The sequence below is a fragment of the Defluviimonas salinarum genome, assembly GCF_026013545.1.
Taxonomy (GTDB): Bacteria; Pseudomonadota; Alphaproteobacteria; order Rhodobacterales; family Rhodobacteraceae; genus Albidovulum; species Albidovulum salinarum.
Genome location: NZ_JAPDOG010000003.1, coordinates 287,634 through 312,451 on the forward strand (window position 1 = coordinate 287,634; position 24,818 = coordinate 312,451).

The following is a 24,818-nucleotide window of genomic DNA, read 5'->3' on the forward strand; positions in this document are numbered from 1 at the left end:
TCAATCGGTCCGCTGCCTGATACGCCAGAGAAGAAACCCTGTCATCCCCGCCCAGACGCCTGCCAGCGAAAACCAGGTGATCGCGTACTGGCGGTGGTCGTTCGGGATGGAGGAGGTGTCGACCGGCACCGGGACGATACCTTGGGCATCGCCGGTCACTTTGCGGGCAACGACAAGAAGCGGCATAGTGTTGACGTTTTCAGACATCGCCGCCACATCGCGGGCAAACCAGAGCCCGGTGGCGGCGTCGGGCGGAGGGGTGTAGCTGTCGGCCTCCCTGGGCCAGTGCAGGTTGCCGGTGACCTCGAGCGCCACCGCTGGGCGGGCATCGTCCCGCGCCGCCTCGGGAACGAAGCCGCGGTCGAGCAGCACGCGCTTGCCGTCGTCGGTCTCGAAAACCGCGATCACCTCGAACCCCGCGCCCTCGCCCTTCCGGCCGGAGAGAACCAGAAGTTCCTCGCCCGTGGTGCGCCCAGAAACCGTGACCGGCCGATAGAGATCGGCCGCCGGATCCGGCGCGGCGATCGTCGAGAGCCGAACCGGATCCGCACCGATCTGCGCCTCGATGGCGGCGATCACGCCCTCCTTCCAGGCAAGCCGTCGGAGCTGCCAGACGCCGAGCGACAGCAGAACGGCGATGCCCAGGGCACCGAGGATCAGGGCGGAGAGAGCGCGGTTCATGGGGTCCTCAAAGCGAAACGCGGGGAGCGTTTGCCCCCCGCGTCCGTGATTTCCGTCAGGGCTGCCGGATCAGGCGCCCCAGATGTAGATCGCGGCGAAGAGGAACAGCCAGACCACGTCGACGAAGTGCCAGTACCAGGCGGCGGCTTCGAAGCCGACATGCTGCTCGGGCGTGAAGTCGCCCTTCATCGCGCGGATCATGCAGACCAGGAGGAAGATCGTCCCGATGATCACGTGCGCGCCGTGGAAGCCGGTCGCCATGAAGAACGACGCACCATAGATGTTGCCGGCGAAGCCGAAGGCGGCGTGGCTGTATTCGAAGGCCTGGAAGAAGGTGAAGAGCGCGCCGAGGCCGCAGGCCAGCGCGAGGCCCCAGATCATGTCCTTGCGGTTGTTCTCATGCGCGATCGCATGGTGCGCCCAGGTCGCCGCCGCCCCCGAGCAGAGCAGGATCAGCGTGTTGATAAGGGGCAGGTGCCAGGGGTCGAAGGTCTCGATCCCGGCCGGCGGCCAGACACCGTCGATCGCGGGCGAGCCCTCGGTCATCGGGTAGAGCGCGTGCTTGAAGAAGGTCCAGAACCACGCCGAGAAGAACATCACCTCGGACATGATGAACAGGATGAAGCCGTAGCGCAGGCCGATGCGGACGACCGGGGTGTGGTCACCGGTGTTGCCCTCGTGCACGACTTCGGCCCACCAGCCGTACATGACATAGAGGACCAGCACGAGGCCGGCGAGGAACATGAACGGCGTGATGCCCTTCATCCACAGGACCGCGCCGAACAGCATGACGAAGGCACCGACGGCGCCCAGGAGCGGCCAGAGCGAGGGCTTGAGGATGTGGTAGTCGTGATTCTTAGCGTGCGCCATGTCGGTTTCCCTGATTGGGCCTCAGTTATAGTTTTCACCCCCGGCGGGCGACAAAGCCGCCTGCGCCTCGGGCAATTCGGTCTTGAAGAAGGTGTAGCTCAGCGTGATGTTGCGGATCGAGCCCGCGTCGCGGTCCTTCACCAGCTCCGGATCGACATAGAAGACGACCGGCATCTCGATCCGCTCGCCGGGCTGCAACACCTGTTCGGTGAAGCAGAAGCACTGGATCTTGGAGAAGTAGTAGCCCGCGAGGTCGGGGGCGACATTGTAGCTCGCCGTGCCCGCGACCGGCTTGTCGGTCGGGTTGTAGGCCTCGTAGAAGGCCATCCCGGTCTCGCCGATCTTGAGTTTCATCTCGGTCTGCTTGGGGTGGAACTCCCACGGCATGTCCGGCGCGGTATTGGCGTCGAAGCGCACCGTCACGATCTCGTCGAGCACGTCGCCCGCGTTCCCGGCCCGCACGCTCGGCGTGCCGCCGTAACCGGTGACCTGGCAGAACCAGGAATAGAACGGCACCGCCGCCCAGGCCAGAACGCCCATCGTCAGGACGACGCCCGCAAGCATCGCCGCGATGCGGCCATTGCTCCGGGGCACGCTCATTGCGAGGCCTCCGCGGCGGGCAGCTTGCCTTCCTTCAGATGCGAGATCTTGACCACCGTCAGCCCGAAGACGAGCGCTACGAAGACGGCGAGCACCAACCCGAGGCCGAGGTTCCGGCCAAGGCGGCGACCGTGGATCTCATGTGCCTGACGGATCGCCATCACCAGCCTCCTAGCCCGAAGGGCGCAAGGCTCGCCTCGACGAGGAGCGCGCCGAAATGCAGGAAAAGATAGGCGAGCGAGAACCTGAAGAACGCCTTCTCGGCCCGGTAGCCATCGGCCTCAGCCGCCGCGTCGTCGCGCCGGGAGATGCGGAGAGCCCCCCGGATGAAGAGCGCGTTGAGCACGAGCGCCGTGACCAGCGTCACCGGCCCGCCGATCGAGGTGAGCGCGAGCGCCACCGGGAACGGGGCGAGCAGCAGCGTGTAGACGAGGATGTGCTTGCGCGTGGCGGCGCGGCCGTGGGTCACGGTCAGCATCGGCACGCCGGCGCGGGAATAGTCGTCCTTCATGAACAGCGCCAACGCCCAGAAATGCGGCGGCGTCCACATGAAGATCAGCGCGAACATCAGCACGCTCTCGACGCTGACACCGCCGGTGGCCACGGCCCAGCCGATCATCGGCGGGAAGGCCCCCGCCGCACCGCCGATCACGATGTTCTGCGGCGTCCGCCGCTTCAGCCACATCGTGTAGACGACGACGTAGAAGAAGATCGTGAAGGCGAGGAACGCGCCCGCGAACCAGTTCGCCGCCAAGCCCAGCATCAGGCAGGAGAGGACCGAGAGCGCGAGCCCGAGACCGAGCGCCTCGCCAGCGCCGACCCGTCCGGCCGGGACCGGGCGGCTCTGGGTGCGCCGCATCACGCGGTCGATGTCGGCGTCGTACCACATGTTGAGGGCACCCGAGGCGCCCCCGCCGAGCGCGATGAAGAGGATCGCGGTGAAGGCGACGAAGGGATGCACCGACACCGGCGCCACGATCAGCCCGACCATAGCGGTGAAGACGACGAGCGACATCACACGCGGCTTCAGGAGCTGGACGTAATCGCCGAAGCCCGCCTCCTGCCCGTGGTCAACGGCGCTCAGATCGCTCATCGCTCCCCTCCCCTTGGCGGCGCGCGTCTCCGCGCGCCTCTCCGTCAGTTGGCCGAAGCCACCTCGACCGGCGCCGAGGTGCCGAGACCCGCGGTCTTGGTCCGCGCCACCCAGTCGTCATAGACCTCCTGGCTCACCACCTTGACGGTGATCGGCATGTAGGTGTGGTCCTTGCCGCAAAGCTCCGAGCACTGGCCGAAATAGATGCCCTCACGGTCGGCGTTGAACCAGAGCTCCGCGATCCGGCCCGGCACGCCGTCCTGCTTCACCGCGAAGGCCGGGATCGTCCAGGCATGGATCACGTCGGCGGCGGTGACCTGAACCACGATGTCCTTGCCGACCGGCACCACGACCGCGGTATCGGTCGCGAGGAGGTATTCGTCCTGGCTGTAGCCGGCCGCCTCGAGCCCGTCGCGGCCGAGCATGAAGCTGTCGAAGGCAATGCCCTCGTCGGGGTATTCGTAGGACCAGAACCACTGGTTACCGATGGCCTTGATCACCACGTCGCCTTCCGGGATCTCCTGCTGCTTGAAGAGGATCGGCAGCGAGAACGCGCCCAAGACCACGAGGATCAGGACCGGGATCAGCGTCCAGACGATTTCCAGCGGCGTGTTGTGGGTGAACCGGGCCGGTGTCGGGTTGGCGCGGCTGTTGTAGCGCAGGATGACCGCCAGCAAGAGCCCCATCACCAGCGCGACGACTCCGATGCAGAGCCAAAGCAGCATCCCGTCGAGCCATTGCTGGTCGCGCGCGAGCTCGGTCGCCGCCGGCTGGAAGCCGGTGCCGTCGGCGACCGGCTTGCCGACGATCTCGAGCCCGGTGATCCCGTCCTGGGCCCGGACCACGGTGGCCGCGAATGTGGCGGTGAGGGCGGCCCCGAGGCCGGAAAGATTGGTCGCAAAGCGCATATCGTGTTCCCGTTCCTGCCGCGGCTTGTCCTGCCGCTTCCAGTGCCGGTACGATCCCCGAGTAAACCGCGGGCCGGACCGGTTGTATCCGGGCTTCGTCAAATCATATTAGTGACAATGCGACAAGTGAAACCATCGCGGCCAAGCGCCGCTTTTTGATCGAAATCAAGGACAGCGACGGAAGTGACAATGTCAGACACCCGGTTTTCCCCGTTCGAGACCCATCTCGACCCCGACCGCGCGCTGGCGATTCTGCGAGAGGCGACGCAGGGCGCCGAGGATGGCGAGCTCTTCCTCGAACGCCGCCGCTCCGAGGCCCTGGTCTTCGACGACGGCCGCCTGCGCAACGCGAGCTACGACGCGTCCGAGGGTTTCGGACTGCGCGCGGTGAACGGCGAGGTCGCGGGATACGCTCATTCCACCGAGGTTTCCGAATCGGCGCTGAAGCGCGCCGCCGAGACCGCGCGGCTTGCCGTCGGCGACGGCGGCGGCGTGATGGCGCCGCCGCCCGCGGGCACCAACGTGAAGCTCTACACCGACGCCGACCCGATGGCCGACGCGGGCTTCGGGCTCAAGGTCGAGACCCTGCGCGAGATCGACGCCTTCGCCCGCGCCCTCGATCCCCGCGTGGTGCAGGTCTCGGCGACGATCGCGGCGTCCTTGCAAGAGGTCTTCATCCTCCGGCCCGAGGGCGGCCTCGTCTTCGACATCCGCCCGATGACGCGGCTCAACGTCTCGGTCATCGTCGAGGAAAACGGCCGCCGCGAATCCGGCGGCCACGGCAGCGGCGGGCGCTCCGGCCTGACCGGCCTGATGACCGCCGAGCACTGGCAGGCGACAGCGCGCGAGGCGCTCCGGATCGCGCTCGTCAACCTGCGCGCGGTGGCAGCGCCGGCCGGCGTGATGGACGTGGCGCTCGGCGCCGGCTGGCCCGGCATTCTCCTCCACGAGGCGGTCGGCCACGGGCTCGAGGGCGATTTCAACCGCAAGAAGACGTCCGCTTTTGCCGGTCTCATGGGGCAGCAGGTGGCCGCGAAGGGCGTGACCGTGCTCGACGACGGCACCATCCCCGACCGCCGCGGCTCGATCAGCGTCGATGACGAGGGCACCCCCTCGGGCAAGAACGTGCTGATCGAGGACGGCGTGCTCGTGGGCTACATGCAGGACCGCCAGAACGCCCGGCTGATGGGCGTGGCGCCGACCGGCAACGGCCGGCGCGAGAGCTTCGCCCATATTCCGATGCCGCGGATGACGAACACCTACATGCTCGGCGGCGCGGCCCGCCCCGAAGACGTCGTGGCCGAGGTCACGGACGGCATCTACGCGGTCGGCTTCGGCGGCGGCCAGGTCGACATCACCAACGGCAAGTTCGTCTTTTCCTGCACCGAGGCCTACCGGGTGAAGAACGGCGTCGTCGGCGAGCCGGTCAAAGGCGCGACCCTGATCGGCGACGGCGCGACCGCTATGAAGAACATCCGCGCGATCGGCAACGACATGAAGCTCGATCCCGGCGTCGGCAATTGTGGCAAGGCCGGGCAATGGGTGCCGGTCGGCGTCGGCCAGCCGACGCTCCTGATCGGCGGGCTCACGGTCGGCGGCTCGGCGGCCTGAGCCGCGCCCGTCACTCGAGCTGGACGATCGCCAGCCGCACCTCCTCGTCGCCGAGCACGGCGGTCGTGTGGCCGCTGCCGGCGACGTCCTCCATGCGCCATATGCCGCCCGGGCCGATCTCCCGGACCTCGCCGTCGCCGGCCTCGACCCTGAGCCTGCCGCTCAGGCAGAACGCGACCTGGCGGCGCGGAGAGCGGTGCTTCGCCCCGTCCCAGCCGGCCGGAAGCGTCAGGTAGACAAGCGCGCGTGCCACCTCCGCTTCCGACAGAAGGAGCGGCGGAGCCGGCGGCGCGAAGTCGCCCATGGCCAGAGCGATTCCGGCATCGCCGAAATGCGACACGCCGTTCTCGTCCTCGGTGAGATGAAGCAGTTGCATCGTGAAACCCTTTCCCAATGCGTGATCGTATCGGCCCGCTCTAGGAGAACTTTTTTCGCATCTTCCGCAAATCGTCGCGAATCGTAACCGATGATTAACCTTGAGCCCGCATAGTGGCCTTGCGAATGAGGCGAAGGCACGAGGGATAAAGGTTTGTTATCTTACCCCACCCCCTTCACCCCACCCACCAAGGAAGACGACAGGCTGTCGTGGCTCCGCCTCATTCGCTCCCGCCGGGTCGGCGCCGTGACCTTCTGGCGGCTGATCGGCGAATACGGCTCCGCCGAGGCGGCCCTCCACGCCCTGCCCGGGATCGCTAAGGCGGCGGGCGTCCAGGGCTACGAACCCTGCCCCGAACCCGTCATCCTCAAGGAATATCAGGCCGGCACGGCCGCCGGCGCGCGGCTCCTCTGCCGCCACGACCCCGCCTATCCCCCCGCCCTCGCCGAGCTTGCCGACGCGCCTCCGGTGCTGTGGTGCCTCGGCGACCCCGCGCTTCTCTCCCGCCCGATGGTGGCACTCGTCGGCGCCCGCAACGCGTCCTCTCTCGGGCTGCGGATGGCGCGGAAGCTCGCCGAGGGGCTTGGCGCGGCAGGCGTCACCGTCGTCTCCGGCCTTGCCCGCGGCGTCGACACCGCTGCCCATGCGGCGGCGCTGCCCACGGGCACCGTCGCGGTGATGGCGGGCGGCGTCGACGCGACCTACCCGGCCGAAAACGCCGCCCTCGCCTCCGAGATTGCACTCAGGGGCCTGCGGCTCTCCGAACAGCCCATCGGGCTCGAACCGCAGGCCCGGCACTTTCCCCTGCGCAACCGCATCATTTCCGGCCTCGCCCGTGCCGTGGTGGTGGTGGAAGCCGCGGCGCGCTCGGGCAGCCTGATCACCGCCCGGCTGGCGCTCGACCAGGGCCGCGACGTGCTCGCCGTGCCGGGCCATCCCTTCGACGGCCGCGCCGCGGGCTGCAACCTGCTGCTCCGCGACGGCGCGACACTGGTGCGCGGCGCCGAGGACGTGCTCGCCGCGCTGGCCCCCGTCACCGCCGCCCCCGAACACGCCGCCGCACGCGCGCCCGAACCGGAGCCGCAGCGCACATGGCGCGACATGGCGACGCTCCACCGCCAGATCCTCGACCGCCTCGGGCCGAGCCCGATGGCCGAGGACCAGCTCATCCGCGACCTCGCCCTGCCGAGCGCCACCATCGCCCCCGAACTCCTGACTCTGGAACTCGAAGGCCGCATCCAGCGCCAGCCCGGCGGCCTCCTGTCGCGCCTCGACTGAACCGCCGCATCCGCCCCGCACCCTTCATCTTGCCAAAAATACCCCGGGGGAGCCCCGGACCTGGTCCGGGGCGGGGGCAGCGCCCCCGACGCCCTCCCCACCCCCGGCGCAGCGCCGCCAAGCGGCCGGTCATTGACAAGCCCCGCCCTTGCCGCCCATGTAACGCGCCCAGAGCAGACAATCCGTTTACAAGAGGAAGTCATGGCCGTCGTCGTCGTAGAATCCCCCGCCAAGGCCAAGACAATCAACAAGTATCTCGGTTCCGACTACACCGTTCTCGCTTCCTATGGCCATGTCCGCGACCTGCCGCCAAAGGACGGATCGGTCGATCCCGACGAGGGATTCGACATGAAATGGGAGGTCGCGAGCGACAGCCGGAAACATGTCCGCGCCATCGCCGAGGCGCTGAAATCCGACGACACGCTGATCCTCGCCACCGACCCCGACCGCGAGGGCGAAGCGATCTCGTGGCACCTGAAGGAGGCGCTCGCCTCGAGCCTCAAGAAGGGCAAGACCGTCCGCCGCGTCACCTTCAACGCGATCACCAAGGCCGCCGTGACCGAGGCGATGGCCAAGCCGCGCGATGTCGACGGGGCGCTGGTCGAGGCCTATCTCGCCCGCCGCGCGCTCGACTACCTCGTCGGCTTCAACCTCTCGCCCGTGCTCTGGCGCAAGCTCCCCGGCGCTAAGTCGGCCGGCCGCGTCCAGTCGGTGTGCCTCCGCCTCATCGTCGAGCGCGAGCTCGAGATCGAAGCCTTCAAGGCGCGCGAATACTGGACCGTCACCGCGACGCTCGCCACCCCGCGCGGGCAGGAGTTCCAGGCCCGCCTGACCGTCCTCGGCGGCAAGAAGCTCGACAAGTTCGACCTCGCCAACGAGACCGCCGCCGAGCTTGCCGTGCAGGCGATCACCTCGCGCGACCTCACGGTGAAATCGGTGGAGGCGAAACCCGCGAGCCGCAATCCCTACGCACCCTTCATGACCTCGACCCTGCAGCAGGAGGCCTCCCGCAAGTTCGGCATGGGCGCCAAGGCGACGATGGCCGCCGCGCAGCGGCTCTACGAGGCCGGCCACATCACCTACATGCGGACCGACGGCATCGACATGGCGCCCGAGGCGGTGATGGCCGCGCGCGACGAGATCAAGCGTCGCTTCGGCGCGGATTACGTCCCCGACAGCCCGCGGATGTACAAGAACAAGGCCAAGAACGCGCAGGAAGCGCATGAATGCATCCGGCCGACCGACATGGGCCTCTCGCCCGACAAGCTCAAGGTCGAGGGCGAGCAGAGGAAGCTCTACGACCTGATCTGGAAGCGCACCATCGCGAGCCAGATGGCCGCCGCCCGGCTCGAACGCACCACCGTCGACGTCGCCAGCCAGGACGGCGAGGTCGTGCTGCGCGCCACCGGCCAGGTCGTGAAATTCGACGGCTTCCTCAAGGTCTATGACGAGGGCCGCGACGAGGAGGGCGACGAGGACGGCGCCCGCCTGCCGCAGATCATGGAAGGTGAGAAGGCCGACAAACGCAGCATCGCCCCCGAGCAGCATTTCACCCAGCCGCCGCCGCGCTACACGGAGGCCACGCTCGTCAAAAGGATGGAGGAGCTTGGCATCGGCCGGCCCTCCACCTATGCCTCGATCGTCACCACGATCCAGGACCGCGACTATGTGCGGAAAGACAAGAACCGGCTCATCCCCGAGGACAAGGGCCGGCTCGTCACCGCGTTCCTGACGAACTTCTTCCGCCGCTACGTCGAATACGACTTCACCGCCGATCTCGAGAACGAGCTTGACGAGATCTCGGCCGGAGACCGCGATTACAAGGAGGTGCTTGCCCGCTTCTGGCGCGACTTCACCGCCGCCATCGCAGAGACCGCCGATCTCAGGATCGGCGAGGTGCTCGAGAAGATCGACGAGTTCCTCGCCCCGCATCTCTATCCCCCGCGCGCCGATGGATCGGACCCGCGCGTCTGCCCGACCTGCGGCGAGGGGCGGCTCAACCTCAAGACCGCGCGCTCCGGCGGCGCCTTCATCGGCTGCTCGAACTACCCGAACTGCCGCTACACCCGCGCGCTTTCGGCGGTGAACGGCGAGGCCGAGGCGGGCGGCGACCGGGTACTCGGCGAGGACGTGAACGGCGAACCGGTCTCGCTCCGCACCGGCCGCTTCGGACCTTATGTCCAGCGCGGCGAGGCGACCGAGGAGACACCGAAACCGCCGCGCGCGAGCCTGCCGAAGGGCTGGTCGGCCGAAACGCTCGACCTCGAGCGGGCGCTGATGCTTCTTGACCTGCCGCGCCCGATCGGACCGCATCCCGAGGACGGCGAACTGGTCGAGGCCGGGATCGGCCGCTACGGGCCTTACGTCAAGCACGGCAAGGTCTATGCCAACCTGCCCGATGTCGAGGAGGTCTTCACCGTCGGCATGAACCGCGCGGTGGAAGTTCTGGCCCAGAAGGCCAGCCGCGGCCGCGGAAGCTCCGCCCCCGCCCCGCTGCGCGAGCTTGGCGACCACCCCGACGGCGGCGCGATCCAGGTCATGTCGGGCCGCTACGGGCCTTACGTGAAATGGGAGAAGGTCAACGCCACCCTGCCGAAGGAGATGGTGCCTGAAGCCGTCACCTTCGACGAGGCGCTAGCGCTGATCGCCGAGAAGGCCGCCAAGAAGGGCGGCGGGCGCAAGAAGGCGGCACCGAAGAAGGCGGCGACGGCGCGAAAAGCACCCGCGAAGAAGTCCTCCGCCAAGGCGACGACCACGAAGAAGAAGGCGGGCGCGGCGAAAGCCGGCTGAGGCCCGGCTCGCGCCGTCCGCGCCACCGCGCGTCCGGGCGACCGGCGACCCCGTATCGATTCAAGACTATGTGATTTGTCGAACCTGCCCGGCTCTGGCACCAAGTCGCCGGAGCAGGCCATCGGGAAAGACAAACACATGACAACAAAGACGATTTCGCGGCGCCAGCTTCTCGGTTGCGCTGGCGCCGCCCTGATCGTTCCGGCCGTGGCAAGAGCCGAGCCGGACAGCGCCCGGCGCAACGTCTCGAGCTTCGTGCGGCAGGACTGGCGCGACCATTTCGACGATCTTGGGAAAGCGATCATCGTCGCCGACACGGTCTCCCGCAGCCTCCACTTCTGGAGCGGGGACGGCACCGATTACCGGATCTATCCGACCTCGGTCCCGCGCAGCGACGAACTGACGCGGCGCGGCTACACGAAGATCGTGCGCAAAAAGGTCGGCCCGGACTGGACCCCGACGCCTTCGCAACTCGAACGGTTCCCCGACTGGCGCTACATGCCGCCGGGGCCGGAAAACCCGCTGGGCACGCACGCGATGTATCTCGACTGGCCCGCCTATCTGATCCATGGTACGCACGACACCCGCAAGATCGGCCGGCGATCGTCAGACGGTTGCATCGGGCTTTACAACCCGAGCATCGCCGAACTGTTCGAGATCACGCCGGTCGGAACCCAGGTGCGTCTGATCTGAGCAATCCGGCGCGGCCAGATCCGCCGCTTCTGCGCCCTTGCTGCGGCGCGGCGATTGACAGCGCCGCGCCCGCGCGCCACAACTTCGGCAACGAAAGTTCGGGGAGCGACCATGAAGAAAGTCTATGGCACAGCGAAGGAGGCCCTCGACGGGCTTCTCTTCGACGGCATGTTCATCGCGTCGGGCGGCTTCGGCCTCTGCGGCATTCCGGAGCTTCTGATCGACGCGCTGGTCGAGAGCGGCGTGAAGGACATCACCATCGCCTCGAACAACTGTGGCGTGGACGGCTTCGGGCTCGGCAAGCTGCTCGAGACGCGGCAGATCAGGAAGATGATCTCGTCCTATGTGGGCGAGAACGCGGAGTTCATGCGCCAGTACCTCTCGGGCGAGCTGGAGCTGGAGTTCAACCCGCAAGGCACGCTCGCCGAGCGCATGCGCGCGGGCGGCGCGGGCATTCCGGGCTTCTACACCAAGACCGGCGTCGGCACCGTGATCGCCGAGGGCAAGGAGCACAAGGACTTCGACGGCCAGACCTACATCCTCGAGAAGGGCATCGTCGCCGACCTCTCGATCGTCAAGGCCTGGAAGGCCGACGACACCGGCAACCTCGTCTTCAGGAAGACCGCGCGCAACTTCAACCCGCCGGCGGCGACCTGCGGAAAGATCTGCGTCGCCGAGGTGGAGGAGATCGTGCCGCGCGGCTCGCTCGACCCCGACTGCATCCACCTGCCGGGCATCTATGTGCACCGGATCATCCAGGGCGAGCACGAGAAACGCATTGAACAGCGCACCGTGCGCAAACGGGAGGCCGTGTGATGGCTTGGGACCGCAACCAGATGGCCGCCCGGGCGGCGCAGGAGCTGCAGGACGGCTGGTACGTCAACCTCGGCATCGGCATTCCGACGCTGGTGTCGAACTACATCCCCGAAGGCGTCGAGGTGACGCTGCAATCGGAGAACGGCATGCTCGGCATGGGCCCCTTTCCTTTCGAGGGCGAGGAGGATCCCGACCTGATCAATGCCGGCAAGCAGACGATCACCGAGCTCGCCCGCACCTCCTATTTCGACAGCGCCCAGAGCTTCGCGATGATCCGCGGCGGCAAGATCGCGATGGCGATCCTCGGCGCGATGGAAGTGGCCGAGAACGGCGATCTCGCGAACTGGATGATCCCCGGCAAGCTCGTGAAGGGCATGGGCGGGGCGATGGACCTCGTCGCGGGCGTCGGTCGCGTCGTCGTGGTGATGGACCACACCTCCAAGCACGGCGAATCGAAGGTGCTGAAGGCATGCACCCTGCCCCTGACGGGCAAGGGCGTCGTGGACCGGATCATCACCAATCTCGGCGTTCTCGACGTCGTTCCCGGTGGTCTGAAGATCGTCGAGATGGCCGATGGCGTGAGCGAGGCTGACCTGCGCGCCGCGACCGAGGCGACCATCGTCGGCTGAGCCCTCATCGCACGGCCGGGCGCAAGGCCCGGCCGTCCGGTTCCGTCAGTCCTCCGCCCGGCCCGCGAGGGCCGCGAGCATCGCCTCGGCGGCCTTTGCGGGTGTCGCACGGCCCTCCTCGACGGCGCGGCCAAGCTCGGCCATCCGCCCCCGCGCAGCGGGATCGGCGGTCAGCCGCGCAAGAAGCCCCTGCTGCACCTCCTCCTCGAACCAGTGCCGGGCCTGCTCGGCGCGACGGCGGTCGAAATGGCCATGCAGGCGCCGCCATTCGACGAGCACCTGCATCTCGTCCCAGGCGGCCTCCAGCCCCTCCTCCTCCATCGCCGAGACGCACATCGCCTTTGGGAAGCCCTCCGGGTCGCGGGCCCGCTTGCGCATGAGCCGGAGCGCCCCGGCATAATCCGCGCAGGTCCGCCGCGCCGCCGATTTCAGCTCGCCATCGGCCTTGTTCACGAGGATGAGGTCGGCCATCTCCATGATCCCGCGCTTCACGCCCTGCAACTCGTCGCCACCCGCGGGGGCGAGGAGAAGGATGAAGAGATCGGCCATCTCCGCGACCAGCGTCTCGGACTGGCCGACGCCCACGGTCTCGATCAGCACCACATCGAAGCCCGCCGCCTCGCAGAGCGCGGCCGCCTCGCGGGTGCGCCGGGCGACGCCGCCGAGATGGGTCTGGCTCGGCGAGGGCCGGATGAAGGCAAGGGGATCGCGCGACAGCCGCTCCATCCGCGTCTTGTCGCCGAGGATCGAGCCGCCGGAGCGCGACGACGAGGGATCGACCGCCAGAACCGCGACCTTGAGCCCCTGCCCGGTCAGCATCGTGCCGAACGCCTCGATGAAGCTCGACTTGCCGACGCCCGGCGTGCCCGAAAGCCCGATCCGGAGCGCCTGCCGCCCGCCGCCGAGCGCGTCCAGAAGTGCGGCCGCCGCGGCGCGGTGATCGGCGCGGCCGCTCTCCACCAGCGTGATCGCGCGCGCCAGCGCCCTCCGGTCGCCCTGGGCCAGCCGGCCCGCAAGTTCGGTAATGTCCATGTTACGGTTCCGGCGGCCTTTTGCTGATCCAACGCGGTCGTGAATTGACCTCTCGGTGGTTTTCTTGCCTGCTTGGCGGCGCCGATGTCCAGTGGCTCGGCGCGAAAAAACGACGAGCGGTGCCATGAGGATCCTTCTCCGTTGCCTAGCCGGGGCCGCGCTCGCGGTGGCTCTGGCGCCCGGCCCTGGTCATGCCGGGCCGAAGGAGAGCGCCATCTTCGACCTCACTCTCCGCGGCCTCCCGGCCGGGTCGCTCTCGGTCAGCGGCACGATCACGGGCGCGCGCTACGCCGCCTCGGGCGTGCTGCAATCGGGCGGCTTCCTCGCGCTGGTGAAGCGGATGCGCTACGACGCCCGCGCGAAGGGCATGGTGCGCGACGGCGTGTTCACGCCCACGCGCTACGAGGAGGATGCCGACACCGGAAAGCGCCAGTCGCAATCGGTGATGCGCTACGAGAACGGCGTGCCGCAGGTGAAGGTCCACAAGCCGCCGAAACCGCCGCGCCCGGACGACATCGACCCTGCGACCCAAGGCGGCACGGTCGATCCGCTGACCGCGCTCTATGCCGCTTTGCGCGACGTACCGGCGGCCGAGGCCTGCAAGCTGAAGCTCTTCCTCTTCGACGGGCGCCGGCGCAGCCGGGTCATGCTGACCGATCCCCGTCCCGTCGAAGGCGGCCTCGCCTGCACCGGGGAATACCGCCGCCTTGAAGGCTTTTCCGAAAAGGAGCTGGCCGAGAAGGTCCGGTTCCCCTTCACGCTCCACTACGCCCCCCTTGGCAACGGGCATCTCCGTGTCGTCGAGATTTCGATGGACACGCTCTATGGCAAAGGCCGGCTGAAACGGCGATAAGCGCGATGTGCGCGACCGGCTCCCCATAGACGCGGCCCTGCCCGGGCTTGTCACCGCCCTTGGGGCGGAGGGCCGCGCCGTGCTGATGGCGCCCCCCGGCGCCGGCAAGACGACGCGGGTACCGCTCGCGCTTCTCGAGGCCGGTCTGACCGCAGGCCGGATCGTCATGCTGGAGCCGCGCCGGCTCGCCGCCCGCGCCGCTGCCGAGCGCATGGCCGAGACGCTTGGCGAACGCGTCGGCGAGACCGTGGGCTACCGCATCCGCGGCGAGGCCAAGATTTCCGCCAAGACCCGGATCGAGGTTGTGACCGAGGGCATCCTGACCCGGATGATCCAGTCCGACCCCGAGCTTGCCGGCATCGGCGCGGTGATCTTCGACGAGTTCCACGAACGCTCGCTCAACGCCGATCTCGGCCTGGCACTCACCTGGGAGGTGCGCGGCGCGCTCCGGCCCGACCTGATCCTCGTGGTGATGTCGGCGACGCTCGACGCCGGCCCGGTCGCCGCCCTTCTCGACGATGCGCCGACCGTGACCTCCGAGGGCCGCGCCTTCCCGGTCGAGACGCGCTGGCTCGCCCGCCCGGTGGACAAGTCCATGCGCTTCGAGGCCGCCGTCGCGGGCCTTGTGACGGAAGCCGCCGCCGAGACCTCGGGCGGCATCCTCGTCTTCCTGCCCGGCGAGGGCGAGATCCGCCGGGTCGAGGCCGCACTCGCGGGCCGCCTGTCGGGCGACTGCGTGGTGCGGCCGCTCTTCGGCGCGATGGAGTTCGCCGCCCAGCGCGCCGCGATCGCGCCCGCCGCGACAGGCCGCAAGGTGGTGCTCGCGACCGCGATCGCCGAGACCTCGCTGACGATCGAGGATGTCCGCGCCGTGGTCGATGCCGGCCGCGCGCGGCGGGCGCGGTTCGATCCCGGCTCGGGCATGTCGCGGCTCGTCACCGAACGGGTGACCAGGGCCGAGGCCGAGCAGCGCCGCGGCCGCGCCGGCCGGGTCGCCGAGGGCACCTGCTACCGGATGTGGACCAGGGGCGAGGAAGGCGGCCTCGCCGCCTTCCCGCCAGCCGAGATCGAGGCGGCCGACCTTTCCGCGCTCGCGCTCGAACTGGCGCTCTGGGGTTCGGACGGGGCGGACCTCGCCTTCCTCACCCCGCCCCCCGCCCCCGCGCTTGCCGAGGCGCGCGCCCTTCTGACGGCCCTCGGCGCGCTCGACGACGCGGGCCGGATCACCGCCCACGGCCGGGCGCTCGCGGCGCTGCCGCTGCATCCCCGGCTTGGCCACATGCTGATCACCGCCGGGCCCGAGGCGGCGGTGCTCGCCGCCCTTCTCGCCGAGCGCGATCCCCTGCGCGGCGCCCCGGCCGATCTTGCCCTGCGACTCGCCGCGATCCGCGATCCGAAGGGCTACGAGGCCGACCACCCGCACCGGGTCGACCGCGGCACCGTGGAACGCATCCGCGCCGAGGCGAAGCGGCTTGCCCGCATGGTCGCGCCCATCGCGGAAGGCTTCAGCCTGGCCGAGATGGCGGCCCTCGCCTATCCCGACCGGATCGGGCTCCGGCGCACGGGCGACCGGCCGCGCTATGTGCTCTCCGGCGGCAAGGGCGCGATCGCAACGGAGGGCGATCCGCTCGGCGCCGAACGGCTTCTGGTCGCGACCGATCTCGACGGCGACCCGCGCGAGGCGCGGATCCGCCAGGGCATCGCGATCCGCGAGGCCGCTTTGCGCCGCCTCTTCGCCGAGCGGATCGGCTGGCATGATGTCTGCGAATGGTCCCGCCGCGAGGGCCGCGTCACCGCCCGGCGGCAGGAGCGGATCGGCGCGCTCGTCCTCGACGACCGCCACTGGCCCGACGCACCCGCCGAGGCCACCGCCCGCGCCGCACTCGACGGCCTCCGCCAGATCGGGTTGCCGTGGAGCGAACCGGCCCGCCGCTTCCGCGCGCGGGTGGAGCTTCTGCGCCGCGAGGGCGCCGACCTGCCCGACTTCTCCGACGCGGGCCTCCTTGACCGGGCCGAGGACTGGCTCCTCTCGCATCTCAAGGGCAAGCGCACCGAAGGCGAGCTGCGCAACCTCGACCTGACGGAGCCGCTGCGCCACGCGCTCGGCTGGGAGGGGTTGCAACTCCTCGACCGGCTCGCCCCGGCGCAGTTCGAAACCCCGCTCGGCCGGCAGGTGCCCATCGACTACGAGGGCGACCATCCCTCGATCTCGGTCCGGCTTCAGGAGTTGTTCGGCGTGACCCGGCACCCGACCGTTGGCCCGAAGCGCCTGCCCCTGCGCATCACGCTGCTCTCGCCCGCCCAGCGCCCGGTCCAGACCACGCTCGACCTGCCGGGCTTCTGGGCCAGCTCCTATGCCGATGTGCGCAAGGACATGCGCGGCCAGTATCCCAAGCATCCCTGGCCCGAGGATCCGACCGAGGCCGAGCCCACGCTTCGCGCCAAGCCGCGCCGGGGCTGACCGCCATCGGGCTCAGGCCGGGCCGAACCGCCGCCGGTTCAGCGCGTGCCAGAGAAGACCGAGAAGCACGAGATTGGCGATCCCGGCGATCGCCGCGTTCGCGAAGGGCACGGTATAGGTGCCGGTGAGGTCGTAGAAGAGCCCGCCCTGATAGCCCCCGACCCCGTGGCCGAGCCAGGCGAAGGCGAGGATGACGCTCATCGCGGTCGCCCGCCGCGCGGCCGGCGTGAGGAGCCGCGTCGTCGTCAGCACCCCGGTCATCACGCCGCCATAGCCGAAGCCGTAGACCGGCGCGAAGACGAGGAACGTGTCGAGATCGCCGATCTGGACGAAGCCGAAGACCAGCGCCGTCTGCCAGGCCGAAGCGGCCATATAGGCGCCGAGCGCGCCGATCATGTCGGCGAGGCGGCCGAAGGCGACCCGGCCCAGGGTCGCCGCCACCAGCGTGAGGAAGAGCACCCCGCCCGCCTCGGGTGCGGAGATGCCGCAGCCCTGGATATAGGGCACGAGATGCATGAGCGGCACCGACATCAGCGTACAGCAGAAGAGGGCGGCGGCGCTCAGCCACGGCACGACGACGGAGAGCGGCAGCGGCATGTTCTCCGCCGCCTCGGCCTGCCCGGGCAACCGGGCGGGCGGCGCGCGCAGGAGCGCCGCGAGCGGGAGGAGGATCGCGAGCGATATCAGCCCCGAAGCGGCGAGCGCGCCGCGCCAGCCGAGCCCCTCGATCAGGTAGACTGTGAGGAACGGCACCACGCCCTGCCCCACGCCCTGCCCCGCCGCGACGATGCCGATCGCAAGGCCGGAACCGACCGCGAACCAGTTGCCGGTGAGCGCGACGAGGGGCCCGGCCAGCGCACCACCGCCGAACGCCCCGGCGAGGAAGAAGACGACGTAAAACTGCCAGAGCGCCGAAGCCTGCGCCGCCAGAAGCATCGCCCCGCCGACCGCCACCGCGCCGACAAGGGCGACCCGCCGCACGCCGACCCGGTCGGCGAGCGGCCCCATCAGGAGCCCGCCGAGGCCGATCCCCACGACGCAGGCCGAGTTGATCAGCGCGATCGACCCGCGCGCCCAGCCGAACTCCGTCTCCAGCGGGATGACGAAGACCGAGAGCCCGTTGGCGAGCTGCCCGACGGCGACGGCAAGCATCGCGGCCGAGGCGGCTGCGATCACCCAGCGATAGGCGGGCTGCGGCGGCGACTTGGCGGACAAGGGCATTCCTCCCTCGCGACCCAAGGGGCGAAGCTTTCATGCTACCAGCGGACCAGCCGGTTGTCACAATGCGGCGACGGTTCCACGATGGGCGCGCGCCCAACGGAGCCGTTGAATACGGATTTCAGAATGATAAGTTGGCGTGCCAGGCGATGCGGGCTCGGGGAATCATGCAACTCTATCTGCCGATCGCCGAAGTCTCGGTGAACTCGTTCCTTCTCTTCTCGATCGGCGGAGTCGTCGGGCTTCTCTCGGGCATGTTCGGCGTCGGGGGCGGCTTTCTAATCACGCCGCTTCTCTTTTTCATCGGCGTGCCGCCGGCGGTCGCGGTGGCGACCTCGGCCAACCAGATCGTCGCCTCCTCTGTCTCGGCGATCCTCGCCCATATCCGGCGCAAGACCGTCGACTTCCGTATGGGCTGGACGCTGCTCGTCGGCGGCCTCGCGGGCTCGGGCCTCGGCATGGTGGTGTTCAACCACCTGAAGGCCCTCGGTCAGGTCGATCTTCTGGTGCGGATCTTCTACGTCGTGTTCCTTGGCGCCATCGGCGCGCTGATGTTTGTCGAGAGCCTGCGGGCCATCCGCCGCGCGAGCAAGCCGGGCGCGGTGCCGGCGCGCAAGAAGCACAACTGGGTCCACAACCTGCCCCTGAAGATCAAGTACCGCACCTCGGGCCTCTACATCTCGGTGATCCCGCCGCTCGGCGTCGGCGCGGCGGTGGGCTTTCTCGCCGCGATCATGGGGGTGGGCGGCGGCTTCATCATGGTGCCGGCGATGATCTACCTTCTGAACATGCCGACGCGGGTCGTGGTCGGCACCTCGCTTCTGCAGATCATCTTCGTCTCGGCCTTCACCGCCCTCATGCACGCGACGACGAACCACACCGTCGACATGGTGCTCGCGGTGATCCTCCTCGTCGGCGGCGTGATCGGCGCGCAGATCGGCGCCGGGATCGGGCTGAAGCTGAAGGCCGAGCAGCTCAGGATCCTGCTCGCGGTTCTGGTGCTCGCGGTCTGCGTCAAGATCGGGCTCGAACTCGTGATGAGACCCGACGAGCTCTATTCGATGACCTGGAGCGCGAGCGACTGAGCCTTCCGCCGGAACCGCGTTCAGCGTCCGAGTTTTTGCCGCCGGATCTTCATCCTCTCATGCGCTTCGGATGTGCCGTCGTGGAACGAGCCGAACCACTTGTCCCACGGCATCTCAAGATTGCCGTAGTTCACCTCGAAATAGCGGTGGTGCATCTGATGGTGAAACGTCCCGAGCGCAAGACGCTTGCGGTCCCTGACGAGCAGGTTCTCGAATCCGGTATGAGAGGTCGCCGCCGTCAGCGACTGGTGCTGCATGTGAAACAGGATGTGCAGAGGATGCGCCGGGATCAGGAAATGGATCAGGATCGAAGAAAAGAAGATCAGATGCTCGACCGGGTGCATCGACAGGCCCGACCAGGGGCCGACATTGACATTGCGGTGATGCAAGCTGTGGGCGATCCGGTAGAGCGGTCCCCAGTGCAACGCCCGGTGGACCCAGTAGAAGTGAAACGAGATCCAGACCGGGGTCAGGAGAAAGAGCGCAACGAACCACAAGGGATGCGCTGACCAGGCCAGCACCGGCGCCCAGCCGTTGGCCATCGCCCAGAACATCAGCACCTCGTAGGCGGTCCAGAAGCCGACGCCGCTCGTCAGGGTCCAGAACATGTTGTCGCGGACCTGCCCGCCGAAGCTGAACTGCCGCCCGGACCGAGCAAGCTCGCGCGGGTCGAACTTCAGGCGATCGCCCTGCCGACGGAGGGTGAAGAAGAACAGGTGAAGGCCTCCCGCCACGAGCGCGATCAGGACGAAGTTGCGCAGCCAGATTCCGGCGATCCAACCCGGTGCCAGCGTCCGCGCGACCTCGAGCGACGGCTGGAACCAGGCCCAGGAGACCAGCGCCACGCCGATAAGGATCGAGTTTTCGGCAAGCGCCAGCCAGCGCACCGCAAGCCAGCGCAGCATCCGCCCCGGATCGGGCGGCAAGGTGAAGAACGGCGAGACCCGGATCGGCACTTCGGGCACATGGTGCCAGCCCTTGAGGGCGGATCCGGAAGGATCTGTTCGCTCTGACATCGGCAACTCCCTGTTACGCGGACCGATCATGCGTCCAAACGATTCCCTTTAAAAACAGCTTTAATCTGCCATATAATTCTGAAAATCAGAGGATACGGCATGCAAGGAGACCTTCGGCTGTCGCTGCGCCTGCTGCGCGCCTATCTCGCCGCGACTGAGCATGGCAGCATCACCGGGGCAGCGGCGGCGCTGCATGTCGCGCCCTCGGCGGTCGCGACCGCCATCGACAAGGTCGAAGCCGAGTTCGGCACGGTTCTCGTCACCCGCAACCGTGCGAAGGGCATCGCGCCGACCACCGCCGGGCGGGCGCTGGCGGCGCGGATCAAGGCGCTTCTGGACGAATACGACGCAGTGATGTCGGAGGGTCACGCGCTCGGCGCCTCGCTCGCGGGCGACCTCCGGATCGGCTACTACGCCCCGGTCGCCCCAGCGTTCCTGCCGGAAATCCTTCAGCCGCTCATGGCCGCGAGCTCCGGCCTCAGGGTCGATCTGCGGGATTGCGACAATGACAGCGCGCAAGCCGGGCTGATCGAGGGACGGCTCGACGTGATCCTGTTCGCCGGTGGCGAGGTCCGGCCCGGCATCGAGACCGAGGCGCTTCTCGACATACCGCCCTACATCCTCGCGCCGGTCGCTCATCCGCTGGCGCTGCGGGGCGAGGCGACGCTTGCCGACCTGAACGGCGCGGATCTGGTGCTGCTCGACCTGCCGCTTGCCGGAGCATATACGCGGCGGCTCCTCGAGACGGGCGGGATTGCCCCCCGGATCGTCGCGACGTCATCCTCGACGGAAATGATCCGCAGCCTTGTCGGCGCGGGGACCGGACTCGCGGTTCTCAACATGCGGCCGAGGACAAGGTCCAGCTATGGCGGCGCCGAGCTCGCGGAGGTGCCGTTGCGGCCGCCGCTGCCGGGTCTGACGCTGATGGCGGGGCGGCTGGCAGGCCGCCCGCGCCGCGCCGTCACCGTGTTCCTGGACGCCGTCCGCGCCTGGTTCGCCGGTCCGCAGGCGGCAGAGCTCGTGGTGCGCGAGACCGGCGCTCAGGCCCCGAGGCAGTAGCGCAGGATCGCCTTCTGGGCGTGAAGCCGGTTCTCGCTCTCGTCGAAGATCACCGATTGCGGGCCGTCCATCACCTCGCTCGTCGCCTCCTCGTTGCGGTGCGCCGGCAGGCAATGCATGAAGAGCGCGTCGGGCTTGCCCTCTCCCATCATCTGCGCGTTGACCTGGTAGGGGCGAAGCTGGTTGTGCCGCCGCTCCCGGGCGCTTTCGGGATCGTGCATCGAGACCCACGTATCGGTGACGATCGCATCGGCACCCTCGGCCGCGACAAGCGGGTCGCGGTGGATCTCGACGGTCGAGCCCCTGGAGCGGGCGAAGGCGACCGCCTTCGGATCGGGATCGAGCGTCTCGGGGCCGGTGAAGGTGAGGTCGAAGCCGAACTGGCCGGCGGCGTGGAGCCAGCTCGAGCAGACGTTGTTGCCGTCGCCCGACCAGACGAACTTGCGGCCCGCGATCGGCCCGCGATGCTCCTCGTAGGTGACGATGTCGGCCATGATCTGGCAGGGATGCGACGAGTCGGTGAGCCCGTTGATCACCGGCACGGTCGCGTGTTCGGCCATCTCCAGAAGCGTCGCCTCCTCGAAGGTGCGCAGCATGATCAGGTCGACATAGCGTGACAGGACCCGCGCGGTATCGGCGATCGATTCGCCGTGGCCGAGCTGCATCTCCTTGCCCGAGAGCACCATCGTCTCGGCCCCCATCTGGCGGGCGCCGACATCGAAGGAAACGCGGGTCCGGGTCGAGGGCTTCTCGAAGATCAGCGCGATCATGCGCCCCGAAAGCGGCGTCGCGTCATCGGCCATGCCCTTGGGGCGGTTGTTGCGCGCGTCCTTCATCGCGCGGGCCTGGTCGATCATCGCCCGCAAGTCGGATGGCGAGGTCTTGTGGATGTCGAGGAAATGGTTCATCGGCGTCGTCCTTTGTGGCGAGCGCCGGGGGCTGCCTGCCCCCGGACCCCCGGGGGTATTTTCACAATGAAGAAGCGGCAGGCGCGGTTTCCAGTTCCGCCGCCGCGGCGTCGAGGCGGGTGACGGCCTCGGCGATCTCCTCGTCGGTGATCGTCAGCGGCGGCAGGAGCCGCAGCGTCTCGTCGGCGGCGGGCACGGTCAGGATCTGCCTTGCGTAGCCCGCCTTGACCACCTCGGCCGGGGCGACCTTGCACTTGAGGCCGAGCATGAGGCCCTGGCCGCGCACCCCTTCGAAGATGCCGGGATGGGCGGCGACGAGTCCTTCGAGCTTCTGGCGCAGGAGTGCCGCCTTGCGGTTGACCTCGGCGAGGAAGCCGGGGTCGGTCACGATCTCCATGACCTTGGCCCCGACCGCGCAGGCGAGCGGGTTGCCGCCGTAGGTCGAGCCGTGGGTGCCCGCGGTCATGCCGCTGGCGGCGGCCTCGGTGGCGAGCACCGCGCCCAGGGGGAAGCCGCCGCCTATGCCCTTGGCGACCATCATGATGTCCGGGGTCACCCCCGACCATTCGTGGGCGAAGAGCCGGCCGGTGCGGGCGACGCCGCACTGCACCTCGTCAAAGATGAGAATCGCGCCGGTCTCGTCGCAGAGCTGGCGGATCGTCTTCATGTCGGCGTCCGAGAGCGGGCGGATGCCGCCCTCGCCCTGGATCGGCTCGACCATCACGGCGCAGGTCCTGTCGCTGATCGCGGCTTTCAGCGCCGCCATGTCGGCCCAGGGCAGCTGCCGGAAGCCCGGCATCAGGGCGCCGTAGCCCTTTACCATCTTCTCCGACCCGGCGGCAGCGATGGCCCCGGTGGAGCGGCCGTGGAAGGCGCCCTCGAAGGTCAGGATCTCCTCGCGGGGGGCACCCTTCTCGTACCAGTACTTGCGCGCCATCTTGATCGCGAGTTCCGCCGCCTCGGTGCCGGAATTGGTGAAGAAGGCGGTGTCGGCGAAGGTGTTTTCCACCAGAAGGTCGGCCAGCCTTTGCTGTTCGGGGATCTGGTAGAGGTTCGAGACATGCCAGAGCCTGCCCGCCTGTTCGGTCAGCGCCGCGACGAGGTCGGGATTGGCATGGCCGAGCGCGTTGACCGCGATCCCGGCGCCGAGGTCGAGGTATCGCGTCCCGTCGGCCTCGATGAGCCAGCTGCCCTCGCCCTTCTCGAAGGAGAGGGGCGCGCGGTTGTAGGTGGGAAGGATCGACGGGATCATGGATGGACTCCGGATGGGAAGGTCAATGGGTGCCTGAGCGGGGGGCCCGAGTCAACGATGTGAAGGAGGTGTGGCGAGGCCACCGGGTGACGGACGTCAGGCGCGGGTGCGGCGGCGTCGGGGACGGGCAAAGGCTTGGGTCCGGTGCGTCATGGCCCGCCGCATAGCGGCTAAACCCGCGCCTGTCCACCGAAACCTTCGGCCGCCGCGTTCCGCCCCCGTTTGTGCTACCATCGCCCGATCAAGGGGAGAGGAACGCATGAAGGTCAGCATCGTCCAGGAGCCGCCGGTCTATCTCGATATTGAGCGATCGCTCGAGCGGGCCGTTTCGCTGATCGGCGCGGCCGCGGCCGGCGGGGCGGAGATGGTGGTCTTTCCCGAGGTCTGGCTGCCGGGCTACCCGACCTTCGTCTGGCGGCTCCTGCCCGGGCGCGGCATGGCGGCGACGGATGCGCTTTTCCGCCTGTCGCAGGCCAATTCGGTCGATCTGTCGCGCGACGGGCTGCGCCCCGTCCGAGAGGCCGCCCGCGAGCACGGCGTCGTGGTCGTGATGGGCCACCAGGAGATCGACGGCCGGTTCAGCGGCAGCACGCTCTTCAACAGCTGCGCCATCATCGACGCCGACGGCACGCTTCGCAACAACCACCGCAAGCTGATGCCGACCAATCCCGAGCGCATGGTCTGGGGCAGCGGCGACGGCCAGGGCCTGCGGGTGGTGCCGACCGCCGTCGGCCGCGTCGGCGCGCTGATCTGCTGGGAGAACTACATGCCGCTCGCGCGGTTCGCGCTCTATGCCCAGAACCTCGACATCTATGTCGCGCCGACCTGGGACAGCGGGCCGACCTGGCTGGCCACGATGCAGCACATCGCGCGCGAGGGCGGCGTCTGGGTCATCGGCTGCGCCACCGCCATCGAGGCGGCGGACATCCCCGCCGATCTGCCCCACCGCGACGAGATCTTTCCCGACCCCGGCGAGTGGATCAATCCCGGTGATGCGGTCGTCTACCAGCCCTTCGGCGGCGTGGAGGCCGGCCCGATGCATGCCGAGAAGGGCCTCCTCTCGGCCGAGATCGACGTCGCGCGCGCCCGCGCGTCACGGCGCAAGTTCGACGTGGCGGGCCATTACGCGCGTCCCGACATCTTCACGCTCTCGGTCAACCGCGCGGCGCAGCCGCCGGTGCGGTTCGGCCCGGACGACACGTCGGGCGCTTGAAACTCCCCGCCCTTGCTTGTATCTCGGCGCGTCCCGGATAGAATGGGGCGAAATTCATTCGAGGCCGGACGGCGCATCGCCCGATGAGCGCCGTCTTGTGCCTTGCCAACCCGAGGGTCAGTCATGTCCTGGACCGACGAGCGCGTCGAGACGTTGAAGAAGATGTGGGCCGAAGGCCAGTCGGCGAGCCAGATCGCCAAGGAACTCGGCGGCGTTACCCGCAACGCGGTGATCGGCAAGGTCCACCGGCTCGGCCTGTCGAACCGCGTCGGCGGCGCGCCGGAGCCGAAGGCCAAGGCGCCCGAAGCCGCGCCGAAGCCCGAGCCGCGCCCCGCGGCGGCGGCGAAACCCGCCGCGCCCCGCGCCGAGCCGAAGC

The 24,818-nt window shown here is 68.8% G+C and carries 24 protein-coding genes; 12 read left to right on the forward strand and 12 right to left on the reverse strand.

The genetic code is table 11. From position 1 onward, the window contains the following. The 6 genes from OM960_RS05425 to coxB form a co-directional block, all read right to left on the reverse strand. A complete protein-coding gene (locus OM960_RS05425; RefSeq protein WP_263333566.1) occupies window positions 1-681 on the reverse strand; it encodes an SURF1 family protein in 681 nt (226 codons plus the stop codon). Between the two features lie 69 nt (window positions 682-750). Further along, entirely contained in the window at window positions 751-1,551 is an 801-nt protein-coding gene (locus OM960_RS05430) for a cytochrome c oxidase subunit 3 (protein ID WP_263333568.1), read from the reverse strand. A gap of 21 nt (window positions 1,552-1,572) precedes the next feature. Continuing rightward, window positions 1,573-2,151, reverse strand: coding sequence for a cytochrome c oxidase assembly protein (locus tag OM960_RS05435; RefSeq protein WP_264771298.1), 579 nt, complete (start codon window positions 2,149-2,151; stop codon window positions 1,573-1,575). Beyond that, window positions 2,148-2,312 carry a cytochrome c oxidase system small membrane protein gene (locus OM960_RS05440; protein ID WP_263333572.1) on the reverse strand — a complete coding sequence of 55 codons (165 nt, stop codon included), beginning with the start codon at window positions 2,310-2,312 and terminating at the stop codon, window positions 2,148-2,150. Before OM960_RS05440 ends, OM960_RS05435 begins: the two co-directional genes overlap by 4 nt. Beyond that, a complete protein-coding gene (gene cyoE, locus OM960_RS05445) occupies window positions 2,312-3,244 on the reverse strand; it encodes a heme o synthase (protein ID WP_264771299.1) in 933 nt (310 codons plus the stop codon). Before cyoE ends, OM960_RS05440 begins: the two co-directional genes overlap by 1 nt. A gap of 44 nt (window positions 3,245-3,288) precedes the next feature. After that, window positions 3,289-4,152, reverse strand: coding sequence for a cytochrome c oxidase subunit II (gene coxB / locus OM960_RS05450; protein WP_263333576.1), 864 nt, complete (start codon window positions 4,150-4,152; stop codon window positions 3,289-3,291). Window positions 4,153-4,341: 189 nt separating this feature from the next. Between coxB and tldD the strand changes: the two genes are divergently transcribed. After that, a complete protein-coding gene (gene tldD, locus OM960_RS05455; RefSeq protein WP_264771300.1) occupies window positions 4,342-5,763 on the forward strand; it encodes a metalloprotease TldD in 1,422 nt (473 codons plus the stop codon). Between the two features lie 10 nt (window positions 5,764-5,773). On the opposite strand, the gene OM960_RS05460 is transcribed toward tldD, so the two are convergent. Beyond that, complete coding sequence (locus OM960_RS05460) at window positions 5,774-6,139, reverse strand: cupin domain-containing protein (RefSeq protein ID WP_264771301.1); 366 nt, start codon at window positions 6,137-6,139, stop codon at window positions 5,774-5,776. A gap of 153 nt (window positions 6,140-6,292) precedes the next feature. Between OM960_RS05460 and dprA the strand changes: the two genes are divergently transcribed. The 5 genes from dprA (at window position 6,293) to OM960_RS05485 (ending at window position 12,345) form a co-directional block, all read left to right on the forward strand. Beyond that, window positions 6,293-7,417 carry a DNA-processing protein DprA gene (gene dprA, locus OM960_RS05465; RefSeq protein WP_264771302.1) on the forward strand — a complete coding sequence of 375 codons (1,125 nt, stop codon included), beginning with the start codon at window positions 6,293-6,295 and terminating at the stop codon, window positions 7,415-7,417. A gap of 201 nt (window positions 7,418-7,618) precedes the next feature. Continuing rightward, window positions 7,619-10,207 (forward strand): type I DNA topoisomerase, encoded by a 2,589-nt coding sequence (topA, locus tag OM960_RS05470; RefSeq protein ID WP_264771303.1) that lies wholly within the window; start codon window positions 7,619-7,621, stop codon window positions 10,205-10,207. A gap of 138 nt (window positions 10,208-10,345) precedes the next feature. Continuing rightward, window positions 10,346-10,900: a L,D-transpeptidase gene (locus OM960_RS05475; protein WP_263333754.1), complete on the forward strand. Its 555-nt coding sequence runs from the start codon at window positions 10,346-10,348 to the stop codon at window positions 10,898-10,900. A 111-nt stretch (window positions 10,901-11,011) separates the two neighbouring features. Continuing rightward, a complete protein-coding gene (locus OM960_RS05480; RefSeq protein ID WP_263333586.1) occupies window positions 11,012-11,716 on the forward strand; it encodes a CoA transferase subunit A in 705 nt (234 codons plus the stop codon). Further along, on the forward strand, window positions 11,716-12,345 hold the full coding sequence (locus tag OM960_RS05485; protein ID WP_264771304.1) for a 3-oxoacid CoA-transferase subunit B: 630 nt from the start codon (window positions 11,716-11,718) through the stop codon (window positions 12,343-12,345). The genes OM960_RS05480 and OM960_RS05485 overlap by 1 nt, the downstream gene beginning before the upstream one ends. Before the next feature lie 45 nt (window positions 12,346-12,390). Here OM960_RS05485 and meaB read toward each other — a convergent pair whose 3' ends face one another. Continuing rightward, window positions 12,391-13,377 carry a methylmalonyl Co-A mutase-associated GTPase MeaB gene (gene meaB / locus OM960_RS05490; protein ID WP_264771305.1) on the reverse strand — a complete coding sequence of 329 codons (987 nt, stop codon included), beginning with the start codon at window positions 13,375-13,377 and terminating at the stop codon, window positions 12,391-12,393. Between the two features lie 124 nt (window positions 13,378-13,501). Between meaB and OM960_RS05495 the strand changes: the two genes are divergently transcribed. Together OM960_RS05495 and hrpB are read left to right on the forward strand one after the other, a co-directional pair. Continuing rightward, window positions 13,502-14,230, forward strand: a complete 729-nt coding sequence (locus OM960_RS05495) for a DUF3108 domain-containing protein (RefSeq protein ID WP_264771306.1) — start codon at window positions 13,502-13,504, stop codon at window positions 14,228-14,230. Between the two features lie 7 nt (window positions 14,231-14,237). After that, entirely contained in the window at window positions 14,238-16,691 is a 2,454-nt protein-coding gene (gene hrpB, locus OM960_RS05500) for an ATP-dependent helicase HrpB (protein ID WP_264771307.1), read from the forward strand. A 12-nt stretch (window positions 16,692-16,703) separates the two neighbouring features. Here the strand turns inward: hrpB and OM960_RS05505 are convergent, their stop codons facing one another. Then, window positions 16,704-17,906, reverse strand: coding sequence for an MFS transporter (locus OM960_RS05505; RefSeq protein WP_264771308.1), 1,203 nt, complete (start codon window positions 17,904-17,906; stop codon window positions 16,704-16,706). Window positions 17,907-18,076: 170 nt separating this feature from the next. Between OM960_RS05505 and OM960_RS05510 the strand changes: the two genes are divergently transcribed. Next, on the forward strand, window positions 18,077-18,994 hold the full coding sequence (locus tag OM960_RS05510) for a sulfite exporter TauE/SafE family protein (RefSeq protein ID WP_264771309.1): 918 nt from the start codon (window positions 18,077-18,079) through the stop codon (window positions 18,992-18,994). A 20-nt stretch (window positions 18,995-19,014) separates the two neighbouring features. On the opposite strand, the gene OM960_RS05515 is transcribed toward OM960_RS05510, so the two are convergent. Then, window positions 19,015-20,010 (reverse strand): sterol desaturase family protein, encoded by a 996-nt coding sequence (locus tag OM960_RS05515; RefSeq protein ID WP_264771310.1) that lies wholly within the window; start codon window positions 20,008-20,010, stop codon window positions 19,015-19,017. Between the two features lie 99 nt (window positions 20,011-20,109). Here OM960_RS05515 and OM960_RS05520 point away from each other — a divergent pair, with 99 nt between their 5' ends. Further along, window positions 20,110-21,069 (forward strand): LysR family transcriptional regulator, encoded by a 960-nt coding sequence (locus OM960_RS05520; RefSeq protein ID WP_264771311.1) that lies wholly within the window; start codon window positions 20,110-20,112, stop codon window positions 21,067-21,069. Here the strand turns inward: OM960_RS05520 and argF are convergent. Together argF and OM960_RS05530 are read right to left on the reverse strand one after the other, a co-directional pair. Beyond that, window positions 21,051-21,977, reverse strand: coding sequence for an ornithine carbamoyltransferase (argF, locus tag OM960_RS05525; protein ID WP_264771312.1), 927 nt, complete (start codon window positions 21,975-21,977; stop codon window positions 21,051-21,053). The genes OM960_RS05520 and argF overlap by 19 nt on opposite strands. Before the next feature lie 61 nt (window positions 21,978-22,038). Continuing rightward, the gene (locus OM960_RS05530) at window positions 22,039-23,229 is read right to left on the reverse strand and encodes an aspartate aminotransferase family protein (RefSeq protein ID WP_264771313.1); all 1,191 of its coding nucleotides are present in this window, start codon (window positions 23,227-23,229) and stop codon (window positions 22,039-22,041) included. A 259-nt stretch (window positions 23,230-23,488) separates the two neighbouring features. Between OM960_RS05530 and OM960_RS05535 the strand changes: the two genes are divergently transcribed. Next, window positions 23,489-24,442 (forward strand): carbon-nitrogen hydrolase family protein, encoded by a 954-nt coding sequence (locus OM960_RS05535; protein ID WP_264771314.1) that lies wholly within the window; start codon window positions 23,489-23,491, stop codon window positions 24,440-24,442. Between the two features lie 123 nt (window positions 24,443-24,565). Further along, the coding region (locus OM960_RS05540; protein WP_290428554.1) for a GcrA family cell cycle regulator at window positions 24,566-24,818 on the forward strand (253 nt) is incomplete at its 3' end.

Coding starts and splice junctions, on each gene's coding strand:
- OM960_RS05425 (WP_263333566.1), bottom strand. CDS start 681: ATGAACCGCGCTCTCTCCGCCCTGATCCTCGGTGCCCTGGGCATCGCC.
- OM960_RS05430 (WP_263333568.1), bottom strand. CDS start 1,551: ATGGCGCACGCTAAGAATCACGACTACCACATCCTCAAGCCCTCGCTC.
- OM960_RS05435 (WP_264771298.1), bottom strand. CDS start 2,151: ATGAGCGTGCCCCGGAGCAATGGCCGCATCGCGGCGATGCTTGCGGGC.
- OM960_RS05440 (WP_263333572.1), bottom strand. CDS start 2,312: ATGGCGATCCGTCAGGCACATGAGATCCACGGTCGCCGCCTTGGCCGG.
- cyoE (WP_264771299.1), bottom strand. CDS start 3,244: ATGAGCGATCTGAGCGCCGTTGACCACGGGCAGGAGGCGGGCTTCGGC.
- coxB (WP_263333576.1), bottom strand. CDS start 4,152: ATGCGCTTTGCGACCAATCTTTCCGGCCTCGGGGCCGCCCTCACCGCC.
- tldD (WP_264771300.1), top strand. CDS start 4,342: ATGTCAGACACCCGGTTTTCCCCGTTCGAGACCCATCTCGACCCCGAC.
- OM960_RS05460 (WP_264771301.1), bottom strand. CDS start 6,139: ATGCAACTGCTTCATCTCACCGAGGACGAGAACGGCGTGTCGCATTTC.
- topA (WP_264771303.1), top strand. CDS start 7,619: ATGGCCGTCGTCGTCGTAGAATCCCCCGCCAAGGCCAAGACAATCAAC.
- OM960_RS05475 (WP_263333754.1), top strand. CDS start 10,346: ATGACAACAAAGACGATTTCGCGGCGCCAGCTTCTCGGTTGCGCTGGC.
- OM960_RS05480 (WP_263333586.1), top strand. CDS start 11,012: ATGAAGAAAGTCTATGGCACAGCGAAGGAGGCCCTCGACGGGCTTCTC.
- OM960_RS05485 (WP_264771304.1), top strand. CDS start 11,716: ATGGCTTGGGACCGCAACCAGATGGCCGCCCGGGCGGCGCAGGAGCTG.
- meaB (WP_264771305.1), bottom strand. CDS start 13,377: ATGGACATTACCGAACTTGCGGGCCGGCTGGCCCAGGGCGACCGGAGG.
- OM960_RS05495 (WP_264771306.1), top strand. CDS start 13,502: ATGAGGATCCTTCTCCGTTGCCTAGCCGGGGCCGCGCTCGCGGTGGCT.
- OM960_RS05510 (WP_264771309.1), top strand. CDS start 18,077: ATGCAACTCTATCTGCCGATCGCCGAAGTCTCGGTGAACTCGTTCCTT.
- OM960_RS05515 (WP_264771310.1), bottom strand. CDS start 20,010: ATGTCAGAGCGAACAGATCCTTCCGGATCCGCCCTCAAGGGCTGGCAC.
- OM960_RS05520 (WP_264771311.1), top strand. CDS start 20,110: ATGCAAGGAGACCTTCGGCTGTCGCTGCGCCTGCTGCGCGCCTATCTC.
- argF (WP_264771312.1), bottom strand. CDS start 21,977: ATGAACCATTTCCTCGACATCCACAAGACCTCGCCATCCGACTTGCGG.
- OM960_RS05530 (WP_264771313.1), bottom strand. CDS start 23,229: ATGATCCCGTCGATCCTTCCCACCTACAACCGCGCGCCCCTCTCCTTC.
- OM960_RS05535 (WP_264771314.1), top strand. CDS start 23,489: ATGAAGGTCAGCATCGTCCAGGAGCCGCCGGTCTATCTCGATATTGAG.